The organism is Lachnoanaerobaculum saburreum DSM 3986 (genome assembly GCF_000185385.1).
In the GTDB taxonomy this organism is placed as follows: Bacteria; Bacillota; Clostridia; order Lachnospirales; family Lachnospiraceae; genus Lachnoanaerobaculum; species Lachnoanaerobaculum saburreum.
Map to the genome: position 1 here is coordinate 1,455,062 of NZ_GL622296.1, position 22,843 is coordinate 1,477,904.

The 22,843-nt window shown below is 36.2% G+C and carries 19 protein-coding genes and 1 pseudogene; 19 read left to right on the forward strand and 1 reads right to left on the reverse strand.

Features of this window, described 5'->3' with window-relative positions:
• The first annotated feature begins 5 nt into the window (after window positions 1-5).
• The 19 genes and pseudogenes from HMPREF0381_RS06785 (at window position 6) to fba (ending at window position 21,185) form a co-directional block, all read left to right on the forward strand.
• On the forward strand, window positions 6-686 hold the full coding sequence (locus HMPREF0381_RS06785) for a YggS family pyridoxal phosphate-dependent enzyme (protein WP_008751191.1): 681 nt from the start codon (window positions 6-8) through the stop codon (window positions 684-686).
• Window positions 687-702: 16 nt separating this feature from the next.
• Complete coding sequence (locus tag HMPREF0381_RS06790; protein ID WP_008753452.1) at window positions 703-1,236, forward strand: cell division protein SepF; 534 nt, start codon at window positions 703-705, stop codon at window positions 1,234-1,236.
• A 2-nt stretch (window positions 1,237-1,238) separates the two neighbouring features.
• Window positions 1,239-1,988, forward strand: a complete 750-nt coding sequence (locus HMPREF0381_RS06795) for a YlmH/Sll1252 family protein (protein ID WP_008751193.1) — start codon at window positions 1,239-1,241, stop codon at window positions 1,986-1,988.
• A 10-nt stretch (window positions 1,989-1,998) separates the two neighbouring features.
• Complete coding sequence (gene aroB, locus HMPREF0381_RS06800) at window positions 1,999-3,087, forward strand: 3-dehydroquinate synthase (RefSeq protein ID WP_008751194.1); 1,089 nt, start codon at window positions 1,999-2,001, stop codon at window positions 3,085-3,087.
• Window positions 3,072-3,569, forward strand: a complete 498-nt coding sequence (gene lspA / locus HMPREF0381_RS06805; protein WP_008751195.1) for a signal peptidase II — start codon at window positions 3,072-3,074, stop codon at window positions 3,567-3,569. The genes aroB and lspA overlap by 16 nt, the downstream gene beginning before the upstream one ends.
• 11 nt (window positions 3,570-3,580) lie before the next feature.
• The gene (locus tag HMPREF0381_RS06810; RefSeq protein WP_008751196.1) at window positions 3,581-4,492 is read left to right on the forward strand and encodes an RluA family pseudouridine synthase; all 912 of its coding nucleotides are present in this window, start codon (window positions 3,581-3,583) and stop codon (window positions 4,490-4,492) included.
• 166 nt (window positions 4,493-4,658) lie between these two features.
• Window positions 4,659-5,285: a cytidylate kinase-like family protein gene (locus tag HMPREF0381_RS06815; protein WP_008751197.1), complete on the forward strand. Its 627-nt coding sequence runs from the start codon at window positions 4,659-4,661 to the stop codon at window positions 5,283-5,285.
• A pseudogene (locus HMPREF0381_RS15865) lies at window positions 5,282-6,413 on the forward strand (N-acetylmuramoyl-L-alanine amidase family protein). Before HMPREF0381_RS06815 ends, HMPREF0381_RS15865 begins: the two are co-directional and overlap by 4 nt.
• A 15-nt stretch (window positions 6,414-6,428) precedes the next feature.
• Entirely contained in the window at window positions 6,429-8,519 is a 2,091-nt protein-coding gene (locus HMPREF0381_RS06830) for a zinc ribbon domain-containing protein (protein ID WP_008751200.1), read from the forward strand.
• An 18-nt stretch (window positions 8,520-8,537) separates the two neighbouring features.
• A complete protein-coding gene (locus tag HMPREF0381_RS06835) occupies window positions 8,538-9,581 on the forward strand; it encodes a zinc ribbon domain-containing protein (RefSeq protein WP_008751201.1) in 1,044 nt (347 codons plus the stop codon).
• A 142-nt stretch (window positions 9,582-9,723) separates the two neighbouring features.
• Window positions 9,724-11,427, forward strand: coding sequence for an LCP family protein (locus HMPREF0381_RS06840; RefSeq protein WP_008751202.1), 1,704 nt, complete (start codon window positions 9,724-9,726; stop codon window positions 11,425-11,427).
• A gap of 11 nt (window positions 11,428-11,438) precedes the next feature.
• The gene (locus tag HMPREF0381_RS06845; RefSeq protein ID WP_008751203.1) at window positions 11,439-12,146 is read left to right on the forward strand and encodes a response regulator transcription factor; all 708 of its coding nucleotides are present in this window, start codon (window positions 11,439-11,441) and stop codon (window positions 12,144-12,146) included.
• Between the two features lie 31 nt (window positions 12,147-12,177).
• Window positions 12,178-13,269: a HAMP domain-containing sensor histidine kinase gene (locus tag HMPREF0381_RS06850; RefSeq protein ID WP_081457415.1), complete on the forward strand. Its 1,092-nt coding sequence runs from the start codon at window positions 12,178-12,180 to the stop codon at window positions 13,267-13,269.
• Entirely contained in the window at window positions 13,235-15,667 is a 2,433-nt protein-coding gene (locus HMPREF0381_RS06855) for a hypothetical protein (RefSeq protein ID WP_008751205.1), read from the forward strand. The genes HMPREF0381_RS06850 and HMPREF0381_RS06855 overlap by 35 nt, the downstream gene beginning before the upstream one ends.
• Window positions 15,668-16,618, forward strand: a complete 951-nt coding sequence (locus HMPREF0381_RS06860; protein ID WP_008751206.1) for an ABC transporter ATP-binding protein — start codon at window positions 15,668-15,670, stop codon at window positions 16,616-16,618. It begins immediately after the preceding gene.
• Window positions 16,608-17,483 (forward strand): ABC transporter permease subunit, encoded by an 876-nt coding sequence (locus HMPREF0381_RS06865; RefSeq protein WP_040461761.1) that lies wholly within the window; start codon window positions 16,608-16,610, stop codon window positions 17,481-17,483. Before HMPREF0381_RS06860 ends, HMPREF0381_RS06865 begins: the two co-directional genes overlap by 11 nt.
• A complete protein-coding gene (locus tag HMPREF0381_RS06870) occupies window positions 17,464-18,738 on the forward strand; it encodes a hypothetical protein (protein WP_040461249.1) in 1,275 nt (424 codons plus the stop codon). The genes HMPREF0381_RS06865 and HMPREF0381_RS06870 overlap by 20 nt, the downstream gene beginning before the upstream one ends.
• An 81-nt stretch (window positions 18,739-18,819) precedes the next feature.
• Window positions 18,820-20,319 (forward strand): threonine synthase, encoded by a 1,500-nt coding sequence (gene thrC / locus HMPREF0381_RS06875; RefSeq protein WP_008751209.1) that lies wholly within the window; start codon window positions 18,820-18,822, stop codon window positions 20,317-20,319.
• Window positions 20,320-20,321: 2 nt separating this feature from the next.
• Window positions 20,322-21,185, forward strand: a complete 864-nt coding sequence (gene fba / locus HMPREF0381_RS06880) for a class II fructose-1,6-bisphosphate aldolase (RefSeq protein WP_008751210.1) — start codon at window positions 20,322-20,324, stop codon at window positions 21,183-21,185.
• Between the two features lie 39 nt (window positions 21,186-21,224).
• Here the strand turns inward: fba and HMPREF0381_RS06885 are convergent, their stop codons facing one another.
• The gene (locus tag HMPREF0381_RS06885) at window positions 21,225-22,478 is read right to left on the reverse strand and encodes an MFS transporter (protein WP_008751211.1); all 1,254 of its coding nucleotides are present in this window, start codon (window positions 22,476-22,478) and stop codon (window positions 21,225-21,227) included.
• Between the last annotated feature and the right edge of the window lie 365 nt (window positions 22,479-22,843).

Consider the following 22,843-nt stretch of genomic DNA (forward strand, 5'->3'; position numbering starts at 1 on the left):
AAAAGATGGTTAAAGAAAACTTGGAAAATGTCGAAAGAAATATAAAGCTTGCCTGTGAGAAGAGTGGAAGAGATATAAATGATGTCACACTTATTGCGGTGAGCAAGACAAAACCTAATGAACTTATTATGGAGGCTTATGAAGCCGGAATAAGAGATTTTGGAGAGAACAAGGTACAGGAACTTGTGAGAAAGTGTGAGGAACTGCCAAAGGATATCAGATGGCATATGATTGGTCACTTACAGACAAATAAAGTAAGACAGCTTTTGGGCAATACAGTTTTGATACATTCAATTGACAGTATAAGATTGGCGGATACAATAGATACTGAAGCTATAAAAAAAGGTATACATGTGGACGGTCTGCTTGAAATCAATGTCGCAAAAGAAGCTTCAAAATATGGCTTTGTGGAAGAAGAATTGGAAGAAATTTTACCTCTGTTCGGCAGATATAAAAATTTGCACATCAAGGGACTTATGACAATAGCTCCTGATGTGGATGATGCGGAAAAAAACAGAAAAATTTTCAAGAAATTAAAAAAATTGTATGTTGACATAAATGAGAAAAACTATGATAATATAGAGGTAAAATTTTTGTCAATGGGAATGACCGGCGATTATACGGTGGCAGTTGAGGAAGGTGCCGGTTTTGTAAGAGTTGGTACAGGAATATTTGGAAAAAGATAAGATTGGAGATCGTGTTATGATGGATTTCATTGAAAAGATCAAGGGGTATTTGCGAGTTGACGGCAATGATGACGAATCAGGCTATGATGATGTAAATGATACCGAAGATTACTATGATGATGACAACACAGAAATTAAAAACACAAGCAAAGTGGTAGAAGAGGAAGAAGAAGAGGAGCCTGCAAGACCCAGAGTTGCTTCAAGAAACACAAGGGTGAATAAGGTTATACCTATCAGAAAGGATCTGGAGGTTACTATGTTCAGACCTACTTCTGTTGAAGAGTCAAGACTTGTGGTTGACAGTTTAAAAGAAGGTAAGGCTGTTGTGCTTAATCTTGATGATGTAAGAACGGCTATTGCACAGAGAATAGTTGACTTCATCTGTGGTGCGGCATATGATATGGAAGGAAATCTTCAGAGCATATCAGACAGCATATTTATTGTTACACCTCCGAATATCGGTTTATCAGGTGAGTTTACAGATCTTTTAGGCGGATCAGGACTGGGACAGAATAGTGCAGATGCTTCAGGATATGGTATGAGGTTATAGTTTTGGAAAAAGAAGAACTGATTCTAAGAAATAAGTTTTTAGATTTAGCGAGAAACGCATATTTTAAGAACATTGTGACACATTCCACATTCTTAAATTTATATGAGCAGACAATATTCGAGATGATTCAAAATGAATTGCCGAACATAAAAAGTGTTATGTTTGGGGGTTATTCTGAAGCAGAAAGAAAAATTGTCTGCTTTTATTGTGACAAAAAGCCTGATTTTGATATGCTTGAATGTATAAGTATTGCTCCAAGCAATAAAAAATTTGCAGAGGAGCTGTCACATAGAGACTTTCTGGGAGCAATTATGAATCTCGGGATAGAAAGACATATGATTGGTGATATATGTGTTGTGGATAATATTGCACATATTATCACATTTAAGAGTATGTCCGATACAATAATAAATGAGCTTGGTACGGTAAAACATACTAAGGTGGTGCTTAATAAAGAGAGTATAGATTATTTAAAGACTGTAAACCGGTCAGAGTATAAGAAGATAAATATTCCTTCCGAGAGACTTGATTCTGTTATAGGTTCAATTTACAATATTTCAAGAAGTAAGGTTAATATGTATATTGATGCAGGCAGAGTATTTATCAATTCAAAACAATGCCTTTCGCATTCAATGAAGGTAAAGAATGGAGATATCATTACAGTTAGAGGACTTGGAAGAGCCAGATTTCTTTGCATAAGCTCAATGTCAAGAAAAGGCAGATTGTTTGCGGAGACGGAGGTTTTCAGATAAAGGTATATAAATGTATATAGATAGATTAGATGTAAATTTTGAAAATAAACCTTGTTATGAAATTGTTATTTCAGATGATTTTAGCAATTTGAGAGAAGAACTTGGTAAACTTGATATAGAGAAGAAAAAAATTTGTATTGTCAGTGACACAAATGTGGCTTCTCTATACCTTGAAACTGTAAAAAGAGAACTTAACGACCTGAATGTTTTTGTACATATATTTGATGCAGGTGAGAGAAATAAGCATCTTGGAACTGTTTCCGATATATATGATACCTTGATTTATAACAGATTTGACAGAAAAGATATATTATTGGCACTTGGAGGAGGGGTTTTAGGAGATATATGCGGTTTTGCGGCTGCTACATATCTTAGAGGTATTGACTTTGTACAGATTCCTACCACACTGCTTTCGCAGGTTGATTCAAGTATCGGAGGAAAGACAGGTGTAGACTTCAAGCATTACAAAAATATGGTAGGCGCTTTCTATATGCCGAAGCTTGTATATGTAAATATAAATACGCTAAATACCTTACCTGCTACAGAGTTCACTTCAGGAATGGGTGAGGTGATAAAGCATGGATTAATATTTGACAGAGAGTACTATTACCGGCTTTTTGAAAACAGTGAGAAAATACTTGAAGGAGATCCCAAAGAGTTGGCATATATGGTACTTGTCAGCCAGAAAATTAAGAAGCAGGTGGTAGAAAATGATCCTTATGAAAAGGGACAAAGAGCGATACTGAACTTCGGTCATACTTTAGGACATGCAATTGAAAGGGAAAAAAATTTTATTCTCTCACATGGTCAGTGTGTAGGGCTTGGGATGCTTGCTGCTTTTGATATATGTATCAGAAAAAACAAGCTGACAGAAGCTGACAGAAAATTTTTAAAAGAGCTGTTGCATGTCTATTCATTTGATACAGATACCGAGATGGATGTGGAAAAGGTTCTTGAAGCCACCTTAAATGATAAGAAAATGGAAGCCGGAAAGATAAAGTTCATATTATTAGACGGTATAGGAAAGGCTTTTATTGATAGAGAAGTGTCAAAAATTGATATGTTGGAGGCGTTGGACAGTATATGCAAAAGAGTATAAATAAATTTATTTTATTTTTGATAACGGCAGCGGTATTGGTAGGAGTGGATCAGTGGAGCAAATATGAAGCAATGACAAAACTTGGAAGAAGTGATGCTTATCCTCTTATAAAAAATGTACTTTATTTTTGGTATTCGGAGAATGCCGGAGCGGCTTTCGGAATACTACAGGGCAAGCATATTTTCTTCTTTATAATAACTATAGCAGTTTTGACAGGAATACTGTATTTACTTTTTAAACTGCCGAATGACAGACATTATTTGCCTTTGCTTTTTTGCGGCAGCCTGATTTTTGCAGGTGCAATTGGAAATTTTATAGATAGAGTTGTAAGAAATTATGTGGTGGATTTTATATATTTTAAGCCCGTCAATTTTCCGATATTCAACTTTGCGGATATCTGTGTTACCGTAGGGACATTCTTACTGTTTTTATGCCTAACATTTATATATAAGGAAGCGGAATTGGAATTTTATAAGAAATAGTTTGGAGACAAATGGATACCTTTGAAATAATAGCGGAAGAATCGGATGTTGATAAAAGAATAGATTTATTTTTAGCAAAGAATCTGGAAAGTTTCTCCAGATCATATATCCAGGATTTGATAAAAAAGGGCAAGGTGACTATAAATAATAAGATCATAAAAGCAAACTATAGGCTTAAAGAGGGTGAGTGTGTAGTGCTTGATATACCTAAGCCCGAACCGCTTGAGATTGTGCCTGAAAATATTCCGATAGATATACTTTATGAGGACGAGGATGTTATATTGGTGAACAAACCTAAGGGCATGGTGGTACATCCGGCGGCAGGACATTATAAGGGAACTTTGGTAAATGCGCTTTTGTATCACTGTAAGAGTAATCTTTCAGGTATTAACGGAGTGCTTAGACCGGGAATAGTGCATAGGATTGATATGGACACTACAGGCGTTATCATTATCTGCAAGAATGATATTGCACATCAACATATTGCAAAGCAGCTGGCAAATCACAGCATTACCAGAAAATATGTGGCCATTGTAACAGGCAATATAAAGGAAGATGAAGGTGTGATAGATGCCGCTATTGCAAGGTCAAAAAGTGACAGAAAGAAGATGGCGGTGGATAAAGATGGAAAAAGGGCTGTAACACATTATAAGGTGCTTGAGAGATTAAACGGTTATACCTATATTGAATGTGTGCTTGAGACCGGAAGAACTCATCAGATTAGAGTTCATATGGCATATATACATCATCCGCTTCTTGGAGATGAAGTCTATGCCGGTAAGAGCGGTATGAAATTGCAGGGACAGTGTTTACATGCGATGGTGCTTGGATTTATTCATCCTAAAACTAAAGAGTATATGGAGTTTGAAGCTCCTATACCTGAGTATTTTAATGAAATCTTAAATAAATTTAGGAAAGTTTAAATCAAAATTCAGATATAACGGCATAAACACTAACTAAAAAGCCCGGATTTAATGACAATATATATACATTATGCTTTTTTTGTTATATAATAGCGATACAGGTTATCTGTAGTTTTATTTGACTACAGCAGTAAAGATGTATACATTGATTGTTTAGGAGGTCGATATGGACAAAAGATTAGTTATTACAATTGGTAGACAGTGTGGAAGCGGCGGAAGAAGGATTGGACAGATGCTGGCAGAGCAACTTGGTATCAAGTGCTATGACAAGGAAATCCTTAACAGAGCTGCAAAGGAGAGTGGACTTGCTGCTGAGTTATTTGAAACTCATGACGAGAAGCCGACCAGTTCGTTCTTATACTCTCTTGTTATGGATACATATTCCTTGGGATATACATCATCATCATATATGGATATGCCTATAAATCACAAGATTTTTCTTGCACAGTTTGACACTATAAAAAAACTTGCATCAGAGGAATCATGTATTATAGTAGGTAGATGTGCAGATTATGCTTTGGCGGAGGATCCTAATGCTTTTTCAGTATTTGTTACCGGAGATGATGAGGATAAAATAAAGAGAATTATGGAAACAAATAATATTGATGCCAATAAGGCAAAGGATATTATGATAAAAACAGATAAGAAAAGATCAAGTTATTACAACTATTATTCAAGCAAGAGATGGGCGGATTCAAGAAGCTATGATATGTGTGTAAACAGTACCAAGCTTGGACTTGAGGGCAGTGTAGAGTTTATAAAGACATATGCAAAGTTAAAAGGTTTACTATGAAAAAAAAATTTATTTGTCAGGTAATTATCCTGTCAGGAATATTGACGGCATGCGCCGGTAATGCCGGTAAAAGTAGGGGCATTGATGAAAGCAAAGTCAGTGTGGAAAGCAGTATTACAAGTGCTGAAAGTAAAGAGAGCAGAGAAGCCACCGACTTGAAGGTGGTTAAAAAAAATGTAACCGCATCACAGGAAGAGACAACCGTACCGGAAAGCGCTAAAGAGACTTCCGCAGCACCTGAAACCGCTACAGAGACTGCCAAGGCGAAAGAAGAAAGCACAAAGCCCGCTGAAGAAACTTCAAAAAAAGAAGAAACTTCAAAAAAAGAAGAAAATTTAAAAAAAAAGTGCAGATTCAAATCAGGCAGATTCAAATCAGACAAAAGAGATAGGTCTTGACTCCGGCTGGGAGTATGCTTCATTTTCAAAGATAAATTCCGGAAAGGCTGTATTATATAAGGCAGGTCAAAACGGAAACGGTATCACTATAGCGGTAAATGCAGGACATGGCACTAAGGGGGGTTCGTCACAGAAGACACTTTGTCATCCTGACGGAAGTGCTAAAGTAACAAGCGGTACTACAAAGGCGGGAGCGACTACAGCTATTGCAGTGTCTGAGGGTATGACATTTTCAGACGGTACACCGGAGAGTACCGCTACCTTTGAGATGGCAAAGGTTTTGAAAGATGAGCTGCTCTCAAGAGGATACAATGTACTTATGATTCGTGACGGAAATGATGTTCAGCTTGACAATATTGCAAGAACAGTTATTGCCAATAACAATTCGTCGGCACATATTGCTCTTCACTGGGATTCCACCTCATCAAATAAGGGTGCATTCTATATGGGAGTACCTGATGTGGCTTCATATAAGAGTATGGAACCGGTGGCTTCAAACTGGAAAAAGCATGAGGCACTTGGAAAGTCTTTGATAAACGGGCTTTCACAAAACGGTACCAAGATATTCAGTAAAGGCAGGATGGAGATGGATCTTACACAGACCTCTTATTCAACTATTCCGTCTATAGATATTGAGCTTGGTGACAAGACATCCGATCATGGTAAGGATACACTTAGAATTCTTTCAAAAGGAATAGCAGACGGTATAGACAGTTACTTTGGAAGATAAATAAACAGGAGTATTATGAAAAATAAACTAAAATATTTAATATGTCTACTTGCTTTCGTATTTCTCAGTGCATGTGGCGGAGTTGTAAAAACAGATATGAGTTTTGATGACTCCTTTTCAGGAAGCAGGATAATAACATACACAATTTCAAATGCGGATTATACATCATATGTTCAAAAGGACTTGGCAACTGTAGAAGCCACACTAAAGAGCTTATGTCCGCCTGATATAGAGATTACTTCAGTAAATCAGGATAACAGCAATATAGTAGCCGTATTTACTATAAACTTCACATCAAAGGATGAATATGAAGAGAAGATTGGCAATATACTTAAGGCGGTAGGCAGTGATATTGTACCTAAGGTTACATTCCTCAGATCCGATACGGCTTTTGCAAAGGGTGTTGCATATCAGGAGAACTTTGGCAGTGACGATTTGTTGAAGTGGATGAGTGACGGAATTATGAAAAATAATTACATTACATCATCTTATGAAACATATATTTTTTCATCAGATTATATAAGTCTGCATATCAACGGTGATGAATATGCCAAGGACTCTGAAATGAGTATCATAGATGTGAACTCCGCCAAGTATTTACCTTTGGACAGTGTGGATTTCAATACTACCGTAAATAAGGACAGCACTATTGATAGAAGTATAGCTGTAAATATACCGGATTCTACATATAACCAGGCAAAGGACGATATAGAGCAGTTTATGTCCAAGAGAGTCGGCAATATCGGAAGCGGCAGCTGGGAACAAAAGGACGGTTTGCATATCTTTACTGTTGAGGGTAAGGGACTGAGTCTTGACGAGTGTAAGCAGATGACTGAAACTTTTACAGGTAAGAAGGAAGTATCGGGATTTCCTGTGGAGAAGGAAAGCACTGCGGCTGATTCTACATCTGAAAGTGATAGTACTGCACAGACAGAGTCAACTTCTGAAACGGAGTCAAAGAAAGAAGAATCTAAGAAAGAAGAATCTAAGAAAGACAAATCCGAAAAAGCGGATGAAAGCACAGATACAAGTGAAACTGATACAAAAAGCAGTGAATCGGCAGATGATACAGATGACAATCTTGACAGAAAACATCTGTTTTCAAAGAATGTGTTCCTTAATGAGAATCTCAATCTTGAAGAATATATCAGTAACAGTGACAATGCGGTCAGATTAAATTACTATGTAAATCCGCAAAACAACTATGGCGGTGATGTGGTGGATGCTTCAGGTACAGAGCAGGATATTGCACTGGCCTCAGGAAGCGGTGACAGTAATGAATTGCTGTTTACCGGTAACAGTTCGGCATTTGATATCAGTTTAGATGTAAATATTGTACCTACAGTAAGTAAATATAAGCATATAGTAAAAATCAGTCCAACCGGTAAAATAAAAAGAGATATTACGGTTGTGTTTAAAGATTCATTTACCGATGCGGATATTAAGACACTTGAAGAAAATCTGAAAAAGGCTTTTGCCGATACAAAGATTAAAGTAGGCAAATTGGCACTAAAGGGCAAAGATCTGGAGGTGAAGATAACTTCCACAGGCAGTCTTGATGAAGATATTAAGATGTGGCAAACAGCTACAGAATACAGCAGAATTAATTCGGATTTGCAGATTGATAAAAAAGGATATTTTGCATCTAAGCAAAAATTAAGCTTTATAGATGACTTTACACCTGAGATATTTACACTTGGAACTATAGATTCATATGAGTATATGGTAAAGGGTGTGGGTAAGCCTTTGGCAAAGGGAGACTATTTCGGCGGCAGCTTTGATAATGCGGAAGCTAAGTTTAAAGGAAACGATTTTGTAGTAAAGGGCAACAATGTGGCGGCCTCATATATCAGTTTTCCGGAATTTACAAGTGTTCGCACCAATTATTATATATATATTGTCTTTGTTGTGGCGGCGTTGGTATTGATTTTGATTTTTATCATAGTGATTATAGTTTTAATAAAAAAATCAAAGAAAAATAAGGCACAGACAGGTGAAGGCGGTCAAGCGGGTATAAGCGAAACATCGGCATTTTGTCCACACTGCGGAGCAAAGAACAAAGCGGGAGCTAAGTTCTGTTCAAGCTGTGGCAAAGAAATTACATAAAGATAAGGAGAGCATTATATGTTAAAAGGCATAAAAAGGACAAAAAACAATGATCTGGTTATTAACAACAAAGGACTCAGTGTATTAAATATTTTATGTATTCTTTCGGCACTGTTTATTATATTTTTCTTTCTGCCTATAATCAAGGTGGATTTTGGGGGCGGTCTTTTTGGAGACAGTCTGAAAAAGAGTTTCTCAATGTTCAGTGCTTTGTTAATTGATCCTAGTGACAGTGTTGTAGGGCAGCTGTCGGCAATTAAAGGACCTATAATGTTGTTTTTGATTTATCCTATTGTAAATATAGTATTATGGGCAATTAATAAAAAGACTACAGGTAATAAGAGCTATATATTTGTACATATAATTTATATCTTAAATGTATCTTTAGGATTTGTAGAGTTTACCTCAACAAACGGTGTATCAAGTCTACAAGCCTCATTTATGAGAGGAACATTTTTTGTTTGGATACTGGTATTTTTATTATTTATAAACCTGATACTTTCAATATACGGTATCTTGAAAACAGGCAGAACTGAGATAGATGAAAATGCTGTAGCACTTGATCTGAATGTAGACTATGCAAAGAAAATGCTGAATAAAGCGGGAAGTGTGGCAAACAGTGTGGCAAGTAATGTATCGGCTGCCGCGAATAAGGCCGCTGTATCAAAAACGGTGGTATGTGATAAATGTGGTGCGACTTGTCCTGAAACATCAACTTTTTGCAATAACTGCGGAAATAATTTAGACAATGCCAAGCAGGCACAGGCACAGAAAAAGGCGGCAGGTGAAACCGCTCAAAAAACGGTGGTATGTGATAAATGTGGTGCAACTTGTTCGGATAGTGCAAGTTTTTGCACAAAATGTGGAAACAGTCTGGACAGTGCAAAGCAGATTAATTCAAGTGATATTGTAGATGAGACTGCAAAACTTGCCAGAGAAATGGCAGGTAACGATACGGTTGAAAGTACGGCGGAATCTGAAAAAGTTGATTTGACCAAAGAGTCTGTCAAAGAAAATGACAAAGATGATGCAGGCTCAAACGGAGTATCACTTTCTAAATAAAATCTGAATTTATGTTTACAAGGTGGGTTTTGCCCGCCTTTTTTATTGAAATATCATTTTTTATTATATTTTTCTTAGTGTATATTATTTTTATCTATGATAGAATAGAGGAGAAAACTTCTTGAAAGGAACATTACTCCAAATGAGAGATGACGATTTTTACAAAGAGCTTAGCAAAGCGGATAGTGAAGATCTTGAAAAATATTTGAGAGATTTAGCTAAGCTGAAAAAAATAAGAGAAGAAGAGAAGCTTAAAGAAGAAAATGAGAGGATACAAAAGACCATAGATGAAAATAATAAAAAGCTTGAAGAGATTGGACGGAATATAAGAAAAATAGAGAAAAAAACTGATAAAATAAATATTATCGGTGGTGACAGGTCTTCAAAAATAAAAAACAGCAGAAGTATAAAGAGCAGTGTAAGTGAAGATATAGAGACAGACGGTATAAAGATACCGCTACCAAGGAGTCGTCAAAAGTCGGTAGTAAGAAAAAATGACAATTTGACGGTGAGAAAACCGCAACAAACAGAGGAGGCTCCTAAAAAAGTTGTCAAAAAGAAGGTGCAAAAACCGGTTGTTAAGAAGGTGGTAAAAACCAAAAAAGTCACTAAAAAGGTAAATGTTAAGCCGAGTTCAGATAAGATAAAAAAAACCGAGAAAGAGGCAAAGACAAAAAAGCCTAAAAAAAAGAGAGGCTTTTTAGCCAGATTAGTTTTGCTTATACTGTTATTTACTATAGTCGGAGGCGGAACATATTTTGCATTTCACTATGTCAAGAACCAAAAGGGCTACTATACGGTAGCGGTTTTCGGTGTGGACTCAAGAGACGGCAATGTAGGAAAGGGTGCATTAAGTGATGTGAATATGATAGTCAATGTAAATAGAGAGACCGGAGATATACAGCTTGTCTCTATTTACAGAGATATGTATTCAATGATAGACAGTGACGGAAAATTCCACAAATTCAATCAGGCCTATGTAGAGGGCGGACCTGAACAGGCTATGCAGACACTTAACAGAAATCTGGATCTGGATTTGAAAGAATATATCACGGTAAACTGGAAGGCGGTTATTGATGCTATCAATATTTTAGGCGGTGTTGACCTTGAGGTAACGGATGCGGAGTTCAAATATCTTAATTCTTTTATTGCAAAGACCGTAGAGGCAACAGGTGTAGGTTCACATGAGCTGGAACATGCGGGAATGAACCATCTTGACGGTGTGCAGGCGGTAGCTTATGCAAGATTAAGGCTTATGGATACTGATTTTAACAGAACGGAAAGACAAAGAAAGGTAGTGAGTCTGGCATTTGATAAGGCTAAGAATGCCAATTTCTCTACACTGTACAGTATATTGGTAGCAGTATTGCCGCAGACTTCTACAAATGTAGGAATCAATGATCTTATACCTTTTGCAAAGGATATATCAAAGTATCATTTGAGTGAAACCGCAGGCTTTCCCTTTGATAAAGATACTAAGAAAATGCATAAAAGAGACTATGTTGTACCGATAACATTAAAGTCAAATGTAATAGCACTTCATCAGATGCTCTTTGGCAAGATTCCGGGCTATACATATACACCAAGTGAGGAGCTTACAAAAATAAGCAATAAAATAATAAAGGACACAGGGCTTGGGGCAGATAAAGAGGGTACAGATGTCAGCGTGGATACTGATTTGGACGGTGCTATAGGAATATCGCCACATAAAGAGAGCGGTGAACATAAAGAAGGTGCTGACGGCGAACATGACGGTGAGCATAAAAACGGCGGATTGTCGGATGAAAATGAAGGAAACAACATTGAATCCGATACGGAAAATCAGAGTAAAACCGGTGAGGAATAAAGGAGAATATAATGGCGGATATAAATATTTTAGTCGTAGATGATGAAAAAGAAATAGCGGATTTGGTGGAGATATATCTGGTAAGTGACGGCTATACTGTATTTAAGGCAAATAATGCCGAAGACGGACTGGCTATAATAGAAAAGGAAGATATCCATCTTGCAATACTTGATATAATGATGCCCGGTATGGACGGGCTTGAGATGTGTAAAAAGATAAGGGAAAGTTATAATTTCCCTATCATTTTACTCAGTGCAAAGAGTGCGGATATCGATAAGATACTGGGACTTGGAACCGGTGCGGACGACTATGTGACAAAACCTTTCAACACTTTGGAACTTACTGCAAGAGTGAAGTCACAGCTTCGCAGATATACTCAACTTAATCCGAACAATATAGTGGTTGAAAAAGAGGATCCGAATGAGATAAGACTAAAAGGAATGATCATCAATAAGGACAATCACAAAGTTATAATAGATGATAAGGAAATAAAGCTTACACCTATTGAATTTGATATTCTATACCTGCTTGCAAGCAATGCGGGAAAGGTATTCTCCACAGATGAGATATTTGAAAGAGTATGGAATGAGAAGGTCTATGAAGCCAACAATACTGTAATGGTGCATATCAGAAGACTTCGTGGAAAGATGAATGAAGATGCCAGAGTAAATAAGATTATAACTACTGTATGGGGTGTTGGATATAAAATTGAGAGATGATTTAGAAAAAAAATTCCAAACTAAAGTTATAATGAATATACTCTTTAGCTTGGTGGTTTCTATTTTGGTGGAAACTATATTGGTAAGTAATGTTTCGACTTTTTCCAAACTGCATATAATAAATCAAGAAAGCGATACCTTATTAGTGAGGGGAAGCGGAAGTGATTTGGTAGTTATACTCATTTTGGTAGTGTTCGGGATAGGTGTATTTACTTTATCATTTTGGCTGTTACAAAGAAAATCATTTGTATATATAGATGATATACTTCATGCTATCAAAAAAATATCATCAGGTGACCTAAATACCAATATTGATGTAAGGGGTGACAATGAGTTCTCGGAGATAGCTGCAAATATAAATAAGATGTCTGAGGAAATCAGAGTACTTATGGAGAGTGAAAGGCACAATGAGAAGTCAAAAAATGAGATGATTACAAATATTGCACATGATCTTAGGACACCGCTTACATCAATACTTGGATATCTTGATTTGATAAACAAACGGGAATTGACAGAGGATACAAAAAAAGAGTATCTGAAGATAGTCTATGAAAAGTCAAAAAAACTACAGGATTTGATAGAAAGCTTATTCAGCTTTACAAAGACAAACTCATCAAAACTTGTACTTAAGATAGATAAGATAGATATTATAAAACTGCTTTGTCAGCTTATGGAGGAGTTTTATCCGAGCTTTGAAGATAAGGGTATTACATGCAGTGTGAATACAAATATTGACTCATATGTTATAGACGGTGACGGCACCTTACTTGCAAGGCTGTTTGACAATCTTATCAATAATGCCGTCAAATACGGTGCAGACGGAAAAAGAATAGATGTAAAGATTATTGCAGAAAATAATATAGTTAAGATCGCCGTAATAAACTATGGAAAGGTAATTCCGCAAGATGAACTGCCTCTTATCTTTGATAAGTTTTATAGAGTTGATCAGGCAAGAAACTCAGGTACAGGAGGAACAGGCCTTGGACTTGCTATAGCAAAGAATATTACGGAACTTCACCATGGAGTCATAGAGGTTACAAGTGACTTGGGTGGAACTGTATTCAGTGTGACATTGCCAAAGGAGTTAGATGTTGAAAGAGAAAATTTTAAAAAGCTTGAATAGAGTACTTTTATTCGTATTACTGTTCATATGCTTTGTTACAAGTTTCAGATTCAATGCTTTTTCTGCAATAAAAGATAACAGTAATGTAACTATAGATATAAGCTATGGCTATGGAAATATTGCAAAGGGAGGGAGATACCTCCCTATTCATGTGTTCTACAGCAACTTTTCGACTGAAAAATTCAGTGGAAAGGTATCTATAGAGTTTACTGAGGCGGATCATAGAAAGTATGCATATGAGTATGCTGTGAATCTGGATGAGAACAGGAGTGAACTGTCAAATTATTATATCAGAATCAGCAATGAAGTAAATAATATAATAGTTTTGTTAAAGGATAAGGACGGAAAAACTGTTGTAGAAAAAGATGTATCACTTAATCTGGACACCAATCAGTCAAAAGTACTTGTGGGGTTGCTTAGTGACAATCAAAATCAGCTTGACTATTTTAATGATGTGGCAATCAACTTCGGACTTATGAATCTAAAAACAGTAAACCTGGCAGCAGGTACCTTTCCAAAGTCATATGCCGGATTGGAACAGCTGGATATAATAATTATCAGCAATTTCAGAATAAGAGACTTGTCAAATGAACAGTCAAGGGCACTTATGGACTGGGTAAAGCAAGGCGGAGTATTGCTTATGGGAACCGGTGCAAGAGCTGATGATACGGTAGGAAGATATGCCCCTGAACTGTTGGAGGATATATATGATACTCCAAGTGTAAGAACTGTAAGTTTTGCATTTAACAATGAAAGTAAGACTATAGATTTGGAAAGTACCGGTATAAATTTGCATGGCGGCAATATCATACTGTCTGATGGAGATTTTCCACTGATAACTTCAGTTAATAAACAAAGAGGTTTGATAGCGGTAGCAGGATTTGATTTTTGTGAACTGAAGCAGTTTGCAAACGAAAATACACAGTTTGCCGGGTATATAATATCATCTGTGTTGGGAGATGAGAGAATAGGTGGACTTGCAAAGCAGAATACAGATGATACCTTCCAGAATGTAGAACCGATATTAAACTCTTCAGAGATAAAAAAGCTTCCCCCTATGACTGTGTATACATTGATATTTATTGCCTATATATTATTGATAGGTCCTATTTTGTTTATTTATTTAAGAGATTACGGACTTGCTATATACTATAGGAAAGCAGTAATGATTATATCACTGTTATTTTTATCACTGATATTGATATACAACGGCAGAACAAGGTTCAGTACGACCTTCTATAATTATGTAACAGTGTATGAGGCGGGGGATTCGGATGTGTCTGAATCAACATATGTCAACCTTAGAAATCCTTATAATAAGCCATATGATGTAGTGGTTGACTCCAACTATTCAATAGTTCCGGTAATAAGAAACAGGTCGGAAACAGATAATAAGAAGTCTCTTAGAAGAAATACTTCTGTAACTATTGATAACACCGAGTTTACAAAGAATGTGCATATCAATCAGATAGGTGCATTTTCATCAAATATATGGAAGCTGGATAAAACTATAGAGAATCTGAATAATGAGGGATTTACCGGAGAAATCAATTTCTTTGACGGAAACTTGAGTATGGAAATTACCAATAATTATAATTATAAGGTGAAGAATGCCGCTTTGATTCTTTATGGTAAGATTGCCGTACTTGGAGATTTTAAGGCGGGAGAAACAAGACAGATAGATAATTGTGAGCTTTTAAACATACCTTTGACAGATTTTGATATTACTGCCGGGTTAATTACCGGTATGGAAAAAGATACTACAATAAATCAAAACGGTACTGTAAACGGAATGGATACCGAAAAATATATGCAACAATTGAATGTATCAAATTTTATTTCATTTTATTTGAAAGAAAATTCAAATGGATATACTGCAGATGCAAGAATTATTGCATTTTCCGATGAGGCACTGTCAAATCCTATTTTCTTCAGCAATACTATGGAGGGAAGCGGCTTGACACTTTTGACCTCGGTTATCCCTGTAAATTCTATCGAGCATGGAAAGATATACAGACAGGCATTACTTAAGATGCCGCTTGTGTTAAGCGGAAATTATTCATATAAAGACAATGCCTTAAAGGGTAGCGATGCAACAGTTTTAGAGTATTTTCTGGGTGAAAATATCAATATAGAGAAAGTAAAGTTTGAACCGGTTTCCGATATTTTTTCAAATCCGGCATACAGTAATAAAATAAAATTGTTTAATGGAAATATTGCCCTGTATAATTTTAAGACAGGCAATTTTGATTATATTTCTAAAAATGAGTTTTCTATACTTGATTTACTTATATATCTTTCGGATACAAATACTATGAGAGTAAGGTATTCAAATATAGAAAACGGTGACTTGGAAACAGCACTGCCAATGATAAGTGTTTTAGGTGTGGAAAAATAAATGTTGGAAATAAAAAATGTAAGTAAATCATATGGAAGGCATACAGCATTGTCAAATCTATGCCTTAATATACCGGAGGGGGCCCTGTATGGACTGGTAGGTCCGAACGGTGCAGGTAAAACAACAGCTATAAAAATTATTTCGGGTATTATATATCCTGATAAGGGGGATATACTGTTTAACAATATAAGTCTGGTAAAAGAGGAAAAAAACTCAAAGGAAATAGTAGGATATGTACCTGATGTTTTAGGGATATATGATGATATGACAGTATTTGAATATATGACTTTTTTTGCTTCCACATACGGACTTACAGGCTATATAGCAAGGAAAAAAGCGGAGATACTCTTAGAGCAGGTGGGAATGACGGATAAGAGAGATTTTTATCTGAATGAACTGTCAAGAGGTATGCAACAAAAGTTATGTGTAGCCAGAGCACTTATTCATGACCCTGCACTTATCATTATGGATGAACCTGCAAGCGGACTTGACCCAAGGGCAAGATACGAGCTGAAGGAACTTTTGCAGGAGTTGAATGCCGGCGGTAAGACGGTACTTCTAAGTTCACATATTTTATCTGAGGTTTCTGAAATATGCACCGATATAGGAATTATTGAAGGCGGAAGGAAGATTATATCAGGAAGTGTTGAGGAAATACTTGATAAGGTGGAAGGAGCCAATCCGATAAAGGTTAAGGTTCTCAACAATGAAAATTTGGCACTTGAGGTATTTAAAAATAATAAAAAAGTTAGAATTTTATCTGTAGATAATGGCTATTTTATGGTATACTTTGAGGGTAAGAAGTTAGATGAAGCTAAACTGCTTGAAGACCTTATACAAAACAATATTTTGGTCAGTGAATTTATAAGAGAACCGGGCAGTTTGGAATCATTCTTCATTAAAGTTACCAATCATTCAAATGAAAGCGTTATTTTTAGTAATGAATATTAATCCGATTTATGAAAGGGAACATAGAGTAAGTACAAGAAGTTTGAGACTTTCAATGGCCGTTTTAGTCTTTAACTTCATTGCGGCGGCAGTCACACTTATAGAGATGAATGAGGTTGTGGATTATGCAAGAAAGACATCAAGTATTGATTACACATCCTTTTTAAAAATCTTCAGAATAGTCGTATTTGTTCCGGCAGTATTACTTGTATTTGTAGCACCGAGCTTTATATCAGGTGCTATAAGTGATGAAAGACAAAGAGGAACGCTTGAGATACTTTTGACTACAAAAATGACTGCAAAGAGTATTGTGGCGGGAAAGTTTCTAAGTCTGTTTGTATCAATAATGCTTATTTTGGTATCACAGTTGCCTATTATGGCTATACTGTTCTTATATGGCGGTATAACCGTTATTGATATAATAAAGCTTTCAATCAACTTTTTTATATTTGTGGTGTTGCTTATCTCAATGGGTATTTTCTGTTCGACTATAGCAAGAAAAACAAGTGTGGCAACGGCATTACTGTACCTGGCTGTTTTAGTACTCTTTTTTGGAAGTTTGGTGGTATACTTTTTAGCTGCCAATTCATTCAATATGAATGAAAATAATTTTTTTAGTATAATTTTTATAAAAATTAGTAAGTTTATTTTGTTATTTAACCCTTTAGTTAGTATGGATTTCTTATTGTCAAAGATCATGGGTGAAGACAGCTCAGACGTACTTGTAAGCCTGTTTTGGTATAATAACTGGTTTTATATAAATATAGTTCTGGACTTGGCTTTATCTGTTATCTTTTTGGCATTATCTGTAGTAAAAATAAAACCACATGGTAAGACTTGGAGGAAATATGGCAACAGTAATTTATAAATGTAAAAATTGTGGCGGTCCTGTAAAATATTCAGCAACACTTGGAAAGTTTGATTGTGAATATTGTAATACTGTTTATACAGAAGATGAGGTAAAGTTACTTGATCTTTTGTCAGAGAGGGACGAAGTGGTAGAAAGCAGTAATAACGGTGAATATGTAGAGTACCATTGCCCAAGCTGTGGTGCAAATATAGTCACAGATGAGACAACTGTAGCTACGACTTGTTACTACTGCAATAATCCGATAGTTATGACAGGTAAGCTGGAAAGCTCACAGATGCCTACAAAAGTTATTCCCTTTAAAGTGGATAAGAAGAAGGCACTTGAGTCTTTTGACAACTGGATAAAGAAAAAGAAATTTGTACCGAAGAGCTTTTATAATGATAAAAAAGAGATAGAAGAAATCAATGGGGTATATTTTCCATATTGGCTGTATAATACGAAGGTTTTGGTAGATTTGGACAGAGAGGGAAGCAGAACATATTCAAGAACCGAAGGTGACTATAAAGTAACATACAGAAAAGACTTTAGAATTATCAGAAAGGGAGATGTGGTTGTAAAGAATCTTCCGAAACTGGCACTTGCAAAGTCAAATAAAGTTTTGGTAGAGTCGGTATATCCTTTTGACTTTAATACTTCGATAAAATTTGATTCATCATATCTAAGCGGCTTTGTAGCCGAAAAAAAGGATATTGAAAAAGAGGAACTTATGTCATCTATAGAAGATGATGTATACAAATATTCCACAAGAGTTGTAGAAAAGTCTATGACCGGTGAGAGGGTAAGAGTGGTAAACAATGATTTTACTGTGAAAAAGGGCAGTTTTGAATATGCTATGCTGCCGGTTTGGGCAATATCTTATAATGACAAGGACAGTGATAAGCATTACTTTTTCAGCGTAAACGGTCAGACCGGAAAGGTGGTGGGCAAACTGCCTATAGTTATGAGCAAGTTGATTCTCACGGCACTTTTGACAATACTTCCTATATTTGCAATAGTTACCGCAATACTTTATTTTACAAATAATTTGAAATCAAATATATTCTGGATAGTTTTAGGAGCAAGTATATTAGCATTTTTTGGATATATATTTAAGGTTACAGCAGACTACAATATGACATCGGCGGCTGTAAAAGACAGAGGTGTCAATCAGATAGACTTTAACAACAATTATGCGGAAAAAATAGAGTACTGTAAGGATATTGACCTGGGAACAAGAGTAATAGGACGTGAAAGAATAGTAAATAAAAGTTAAAGGTCGTTAATTTAAAAGATAAACTTTATTATTCTTTATATATGTGTTATAGTTTAAACGATCAAAAAACAGGAGTTTACTATGGAAGTCATAAAATATAAAAGTACCAGAGGCGGACAAAAGAGTGTTAGTGCATCGCAAGCAATTCTAAAAGGACTTGCAGATGACGGAGGACTTTTTATGCCTGAGAAGTTTCCGAAATTTGATTTCAAATTTAAGGAGCTTATGTGGAAAGGATATAAAGAAGTTGCCTATGAGGTGATGAAGCTTCTTTTGTGTGATTATACAGAGGAAGAGCTGAAGGATTGTATAGATAAAGCATATGATGATAAGTTTGATACAAAAGAGATTGCACCGCTTGTAAAAGCTGACGGAGTATATTTCTTAGAGCTTTTCCATGGTGATACTATTGCATTTAAGGATATGGCACTTTCCATATTGCCGCATTTACTTACTACAGCGGCAAAGAAAAACGGTATTAAAAATAAGATTGTCATTCTTACAGCCACAAGCGGTGATACAGGTAAGGCTGCAATGTCGGGATTTTGTGATGTGGAGGGTACAGGTATCATAGTCTTTTATCCTAAGGACGGTGTAAGCCATGTGCAAAGGCTTCAGATGGTTACACAAAAGGGTGATAATACAGATGTTGTAGCCATTCATGGAAACTTTGACGATGCACAAAGCGGTGTAAAGAAGATATTTGCAGATAAGGATTTTGCAAAGAAGCTGGATGAAAACGGTATTCAACTGTCAAGTGCAAATTCTATAAATATAGGTCGTCTTGTTCCACAGATAGCATACTATGTATATGCATATTTAAAGCTTCTTGATAATGGCGATATAGAAGACGGTGAAAAAATCAATGTATGTGTTCCTACAGGAAATTTCGGAAATATTCTGGCGGCATATATTGCAAAGCAGATGGGTCTACCTGTTAACAAACTGATATGTGCTTCAAATGAAAATAAAGTTTTATTTGATTTCTTTGAGAATGGGGTATATGATAGAAACAGGAAGTTTATACTAACTTCCTCACCGTCTATGGACATACTCATTTCAAGTAATCTTGAGAGACTTATTTATCTGAGTTGCGGAAGTGACGGTGAGTATGTGAAGAAGCTTATGAAAGAGTTGGCAACTGACGGTAAGTATACCGTTACACCTGCTATGAAGGACTTTATGAAGGACTTTGTAGGCGGTTATGCCGATGAAGGGCAGAATTTTGCAGGTATAAAATCTCTGTATGACAGTACAGGTTATATTATCGATACACATACAGGAGTGGCATTTTCAGTATATCAACATTATAAAGATGTCACAAAGGATATGACAAGTACGGTCATAGCATCTACAGCCAGTCCGTATAAGTTTGCAGACAGTGTTCTTGAGGCAATCTTGGGAAAGAAGCAAAAGATGGGAGATTTTGAAGTCATTGATAAATTGCATGAGATTGGAGCACCTGATATTCCGAGAGCGATCTTAGAGATAAAGGATGCACCTGTCAGACATACAAGAGAATGTGACAGTGCAGATATGCAAAAAGAGGTAGAGGATATTCTATTTAATAACAGGAGGTAATTATGTTAGTAGCAGCTAAGGAAATGCTTGACAAGGCAAAAGCAGGTCATTATGCAGTAGGTCATTTTAATATCAACAACCTTGAGTGGACAAAGTCCATTTTGGCAGTAGCACAGGAGCTTAACTCTCCGGTAATTCTTGGAGTTTCTGAGGGTGCCGGAAAGTATATGACAGGCTATAAGACTGTTGCAGCTATGGTAAAGGCTATGGTGGAAGAGATGGGAATTACAGTTCCTGTAGCACTTCATCTTGACCATGGTTCATATGAGGGATGTAAGAAATGTATTGAAGCCGGTTTTTCTTCAATTATGTTTGACGGTTCACATCTGCCTATAGAAGAGAATATTGAAAAGACTAAGGAGCTTGTAGCACTTGCACATGAGCATGGAATGTCAATTGAGGCTGAAGTAGGTTCTATCGGCGGTGAGGAAGACGGAGTGATAGGTGAAGGTGAATGTGCGGATCCTAATGAGTGCAAGAAGATTGCAGATCTCGGTGTAGATTTCCTTGCGGCAGGTATCGGAAATATCCATGGTAAGTATCCTGCAAACTGGAAAGGACTTAACTTTGATGTTTTAGCTAAGGTACAGGAGAAGACAGGTACACTTCCGCTTGTTCTTCATGGCGGTACAGGTATCCCGGCAGATATGATTAAGAAGGCTATTACTTTAGGTGTTTCAAAGATCAATGTAAATACCGAGTGTCAGCTTGCATTTGCAGATGCTACAAGAAAGTATATTGAGGCGGGTAAGGACCTTGAGGGAAAGGGATTTGACCCAAGAAAGCTTTTAGCACCGGGTGCGGAGGCTATAAAGAATACGGTAAGAGAAAAGATAGAGCTTTTCGGTTCGGCAAATAAGGCTTGAGAATAATTAAGGGGCAGCCGCTAAAACGGCTGCCCTGTTTTAATATGATTTTTTATAACTCAAAAAAGAAAGTATAAAGATAATTACTGCATTGAATATAAGTGTCAATATTGCGGTATTTATACTGAAGTTGTTTGATATCACGCCTATAATATATGGGGTGAGTATACCTCCAATAGATGTAAGTGCGGTAAATACAGTCATAGCAAAAGCTGAGCCTTGCAATGAGTTTTTGGAGACGGCATATACAAGAGGAAACACAGGCGCCATAAAGAGTCTGAGCAAAAACAGTGATATAACTATAACAAATATGTTTTTGGTGGCAATAAGCAGGAAGAAACATACAACCAAACCGAATGAGTCAAAGGCCGTTATCTTTTTTGATGATACTTTTTGACTTAGCTTCGCTACAAAAAGTCTTGATATCAATATGGCAATCCAAGCGACAGAAACCATTGTAGTGGCCAGTGAAATGCTCATAATTCCGGTATCCTTTAGATATGTGATAAACCATCCGTTGATACTGTATTCAAACCCGAGGTAGAAAAACAACAATAATCCGTTGATATAAAAATCTTTATCATACAAAAAAGATATCTGAGATTTTGATGCCGTGTTTGTGGTATTTTTTGCATGCATCTTGTAAAACTTCAGAGTATCTTTGTCAGCGGTAAAAAAGTTCGCCGTAACAAAGAACGCAACTATTGCTATAAGTACAAGAATATATCTCCAGTTCAAGTTAAGAAGAAGAATAGATGAAAGCAGGAAAGGCGATATAAAGGCACCTACGGCAAACATCGCATTAAGTACAGAACTTTTCGGTGCCGGATTTTCATACATATTGTTGACATAGTAATTGTTAAAAAGAGTGATGGAACCCTTTGTAAGCCCCAAAATGAGCACACTTGTATTTATTACAATCAAAGGAGGTGTGGTAATCAAAGCGGCAAAGCATAATACGGACAGAAAAGTCATAAAGGTTATGGTAGCCTTATCTCCAAATTTTGCAGACAAAGCCGTATATAAAAAGCTGCCGCAAAAATTACCTATATAAAAAAAGGTCAGAATACCTCCTGCACCGATATAATTAAGTCCTATTTCTTTCATAAGGTGAGGAATTACGGCACCTATAATAAGTGTTGCCGTTCCGCTGAAAAAATAACCAATACAACATCTGAAAAAAATCTGTTCTCTTTTCCATAAATTGACCTCAATAAAAATACTATAATAGTATATTTTAGCATAATATTCTATAAAATGATAACAGCTCTGAGGAATAAAAACTTTTCGCAATAAAACAATAAAATTTTAAGCCAAAAAACCTTCTGTGCAATAAAATATAAAAAGAAATTTTTCGCACAGGAGGTTTTGTTATATGAGAAAGAGAGAAAAAAGAGAATGAAAGAGGAACGTACTGTTGTTGATTTTATTATGGTGATGAATCATTTTTTCATTATTTAAGAGAACGGGTATTAGAGATGAATCCATATGTTAAGGAGCTTAAGCGGACAATAAAAAATACATCTTCTAAGTTACCGGAAAGTCAAAAAGGGGAATAGGGATAAAGATATAAAACATTTATTCCTCACCGCTGAATTATATTAAAAAGATTGAAATAATGCTAGCTTAACCCACCGTCTAAAGCTGGTGGGTTAAGC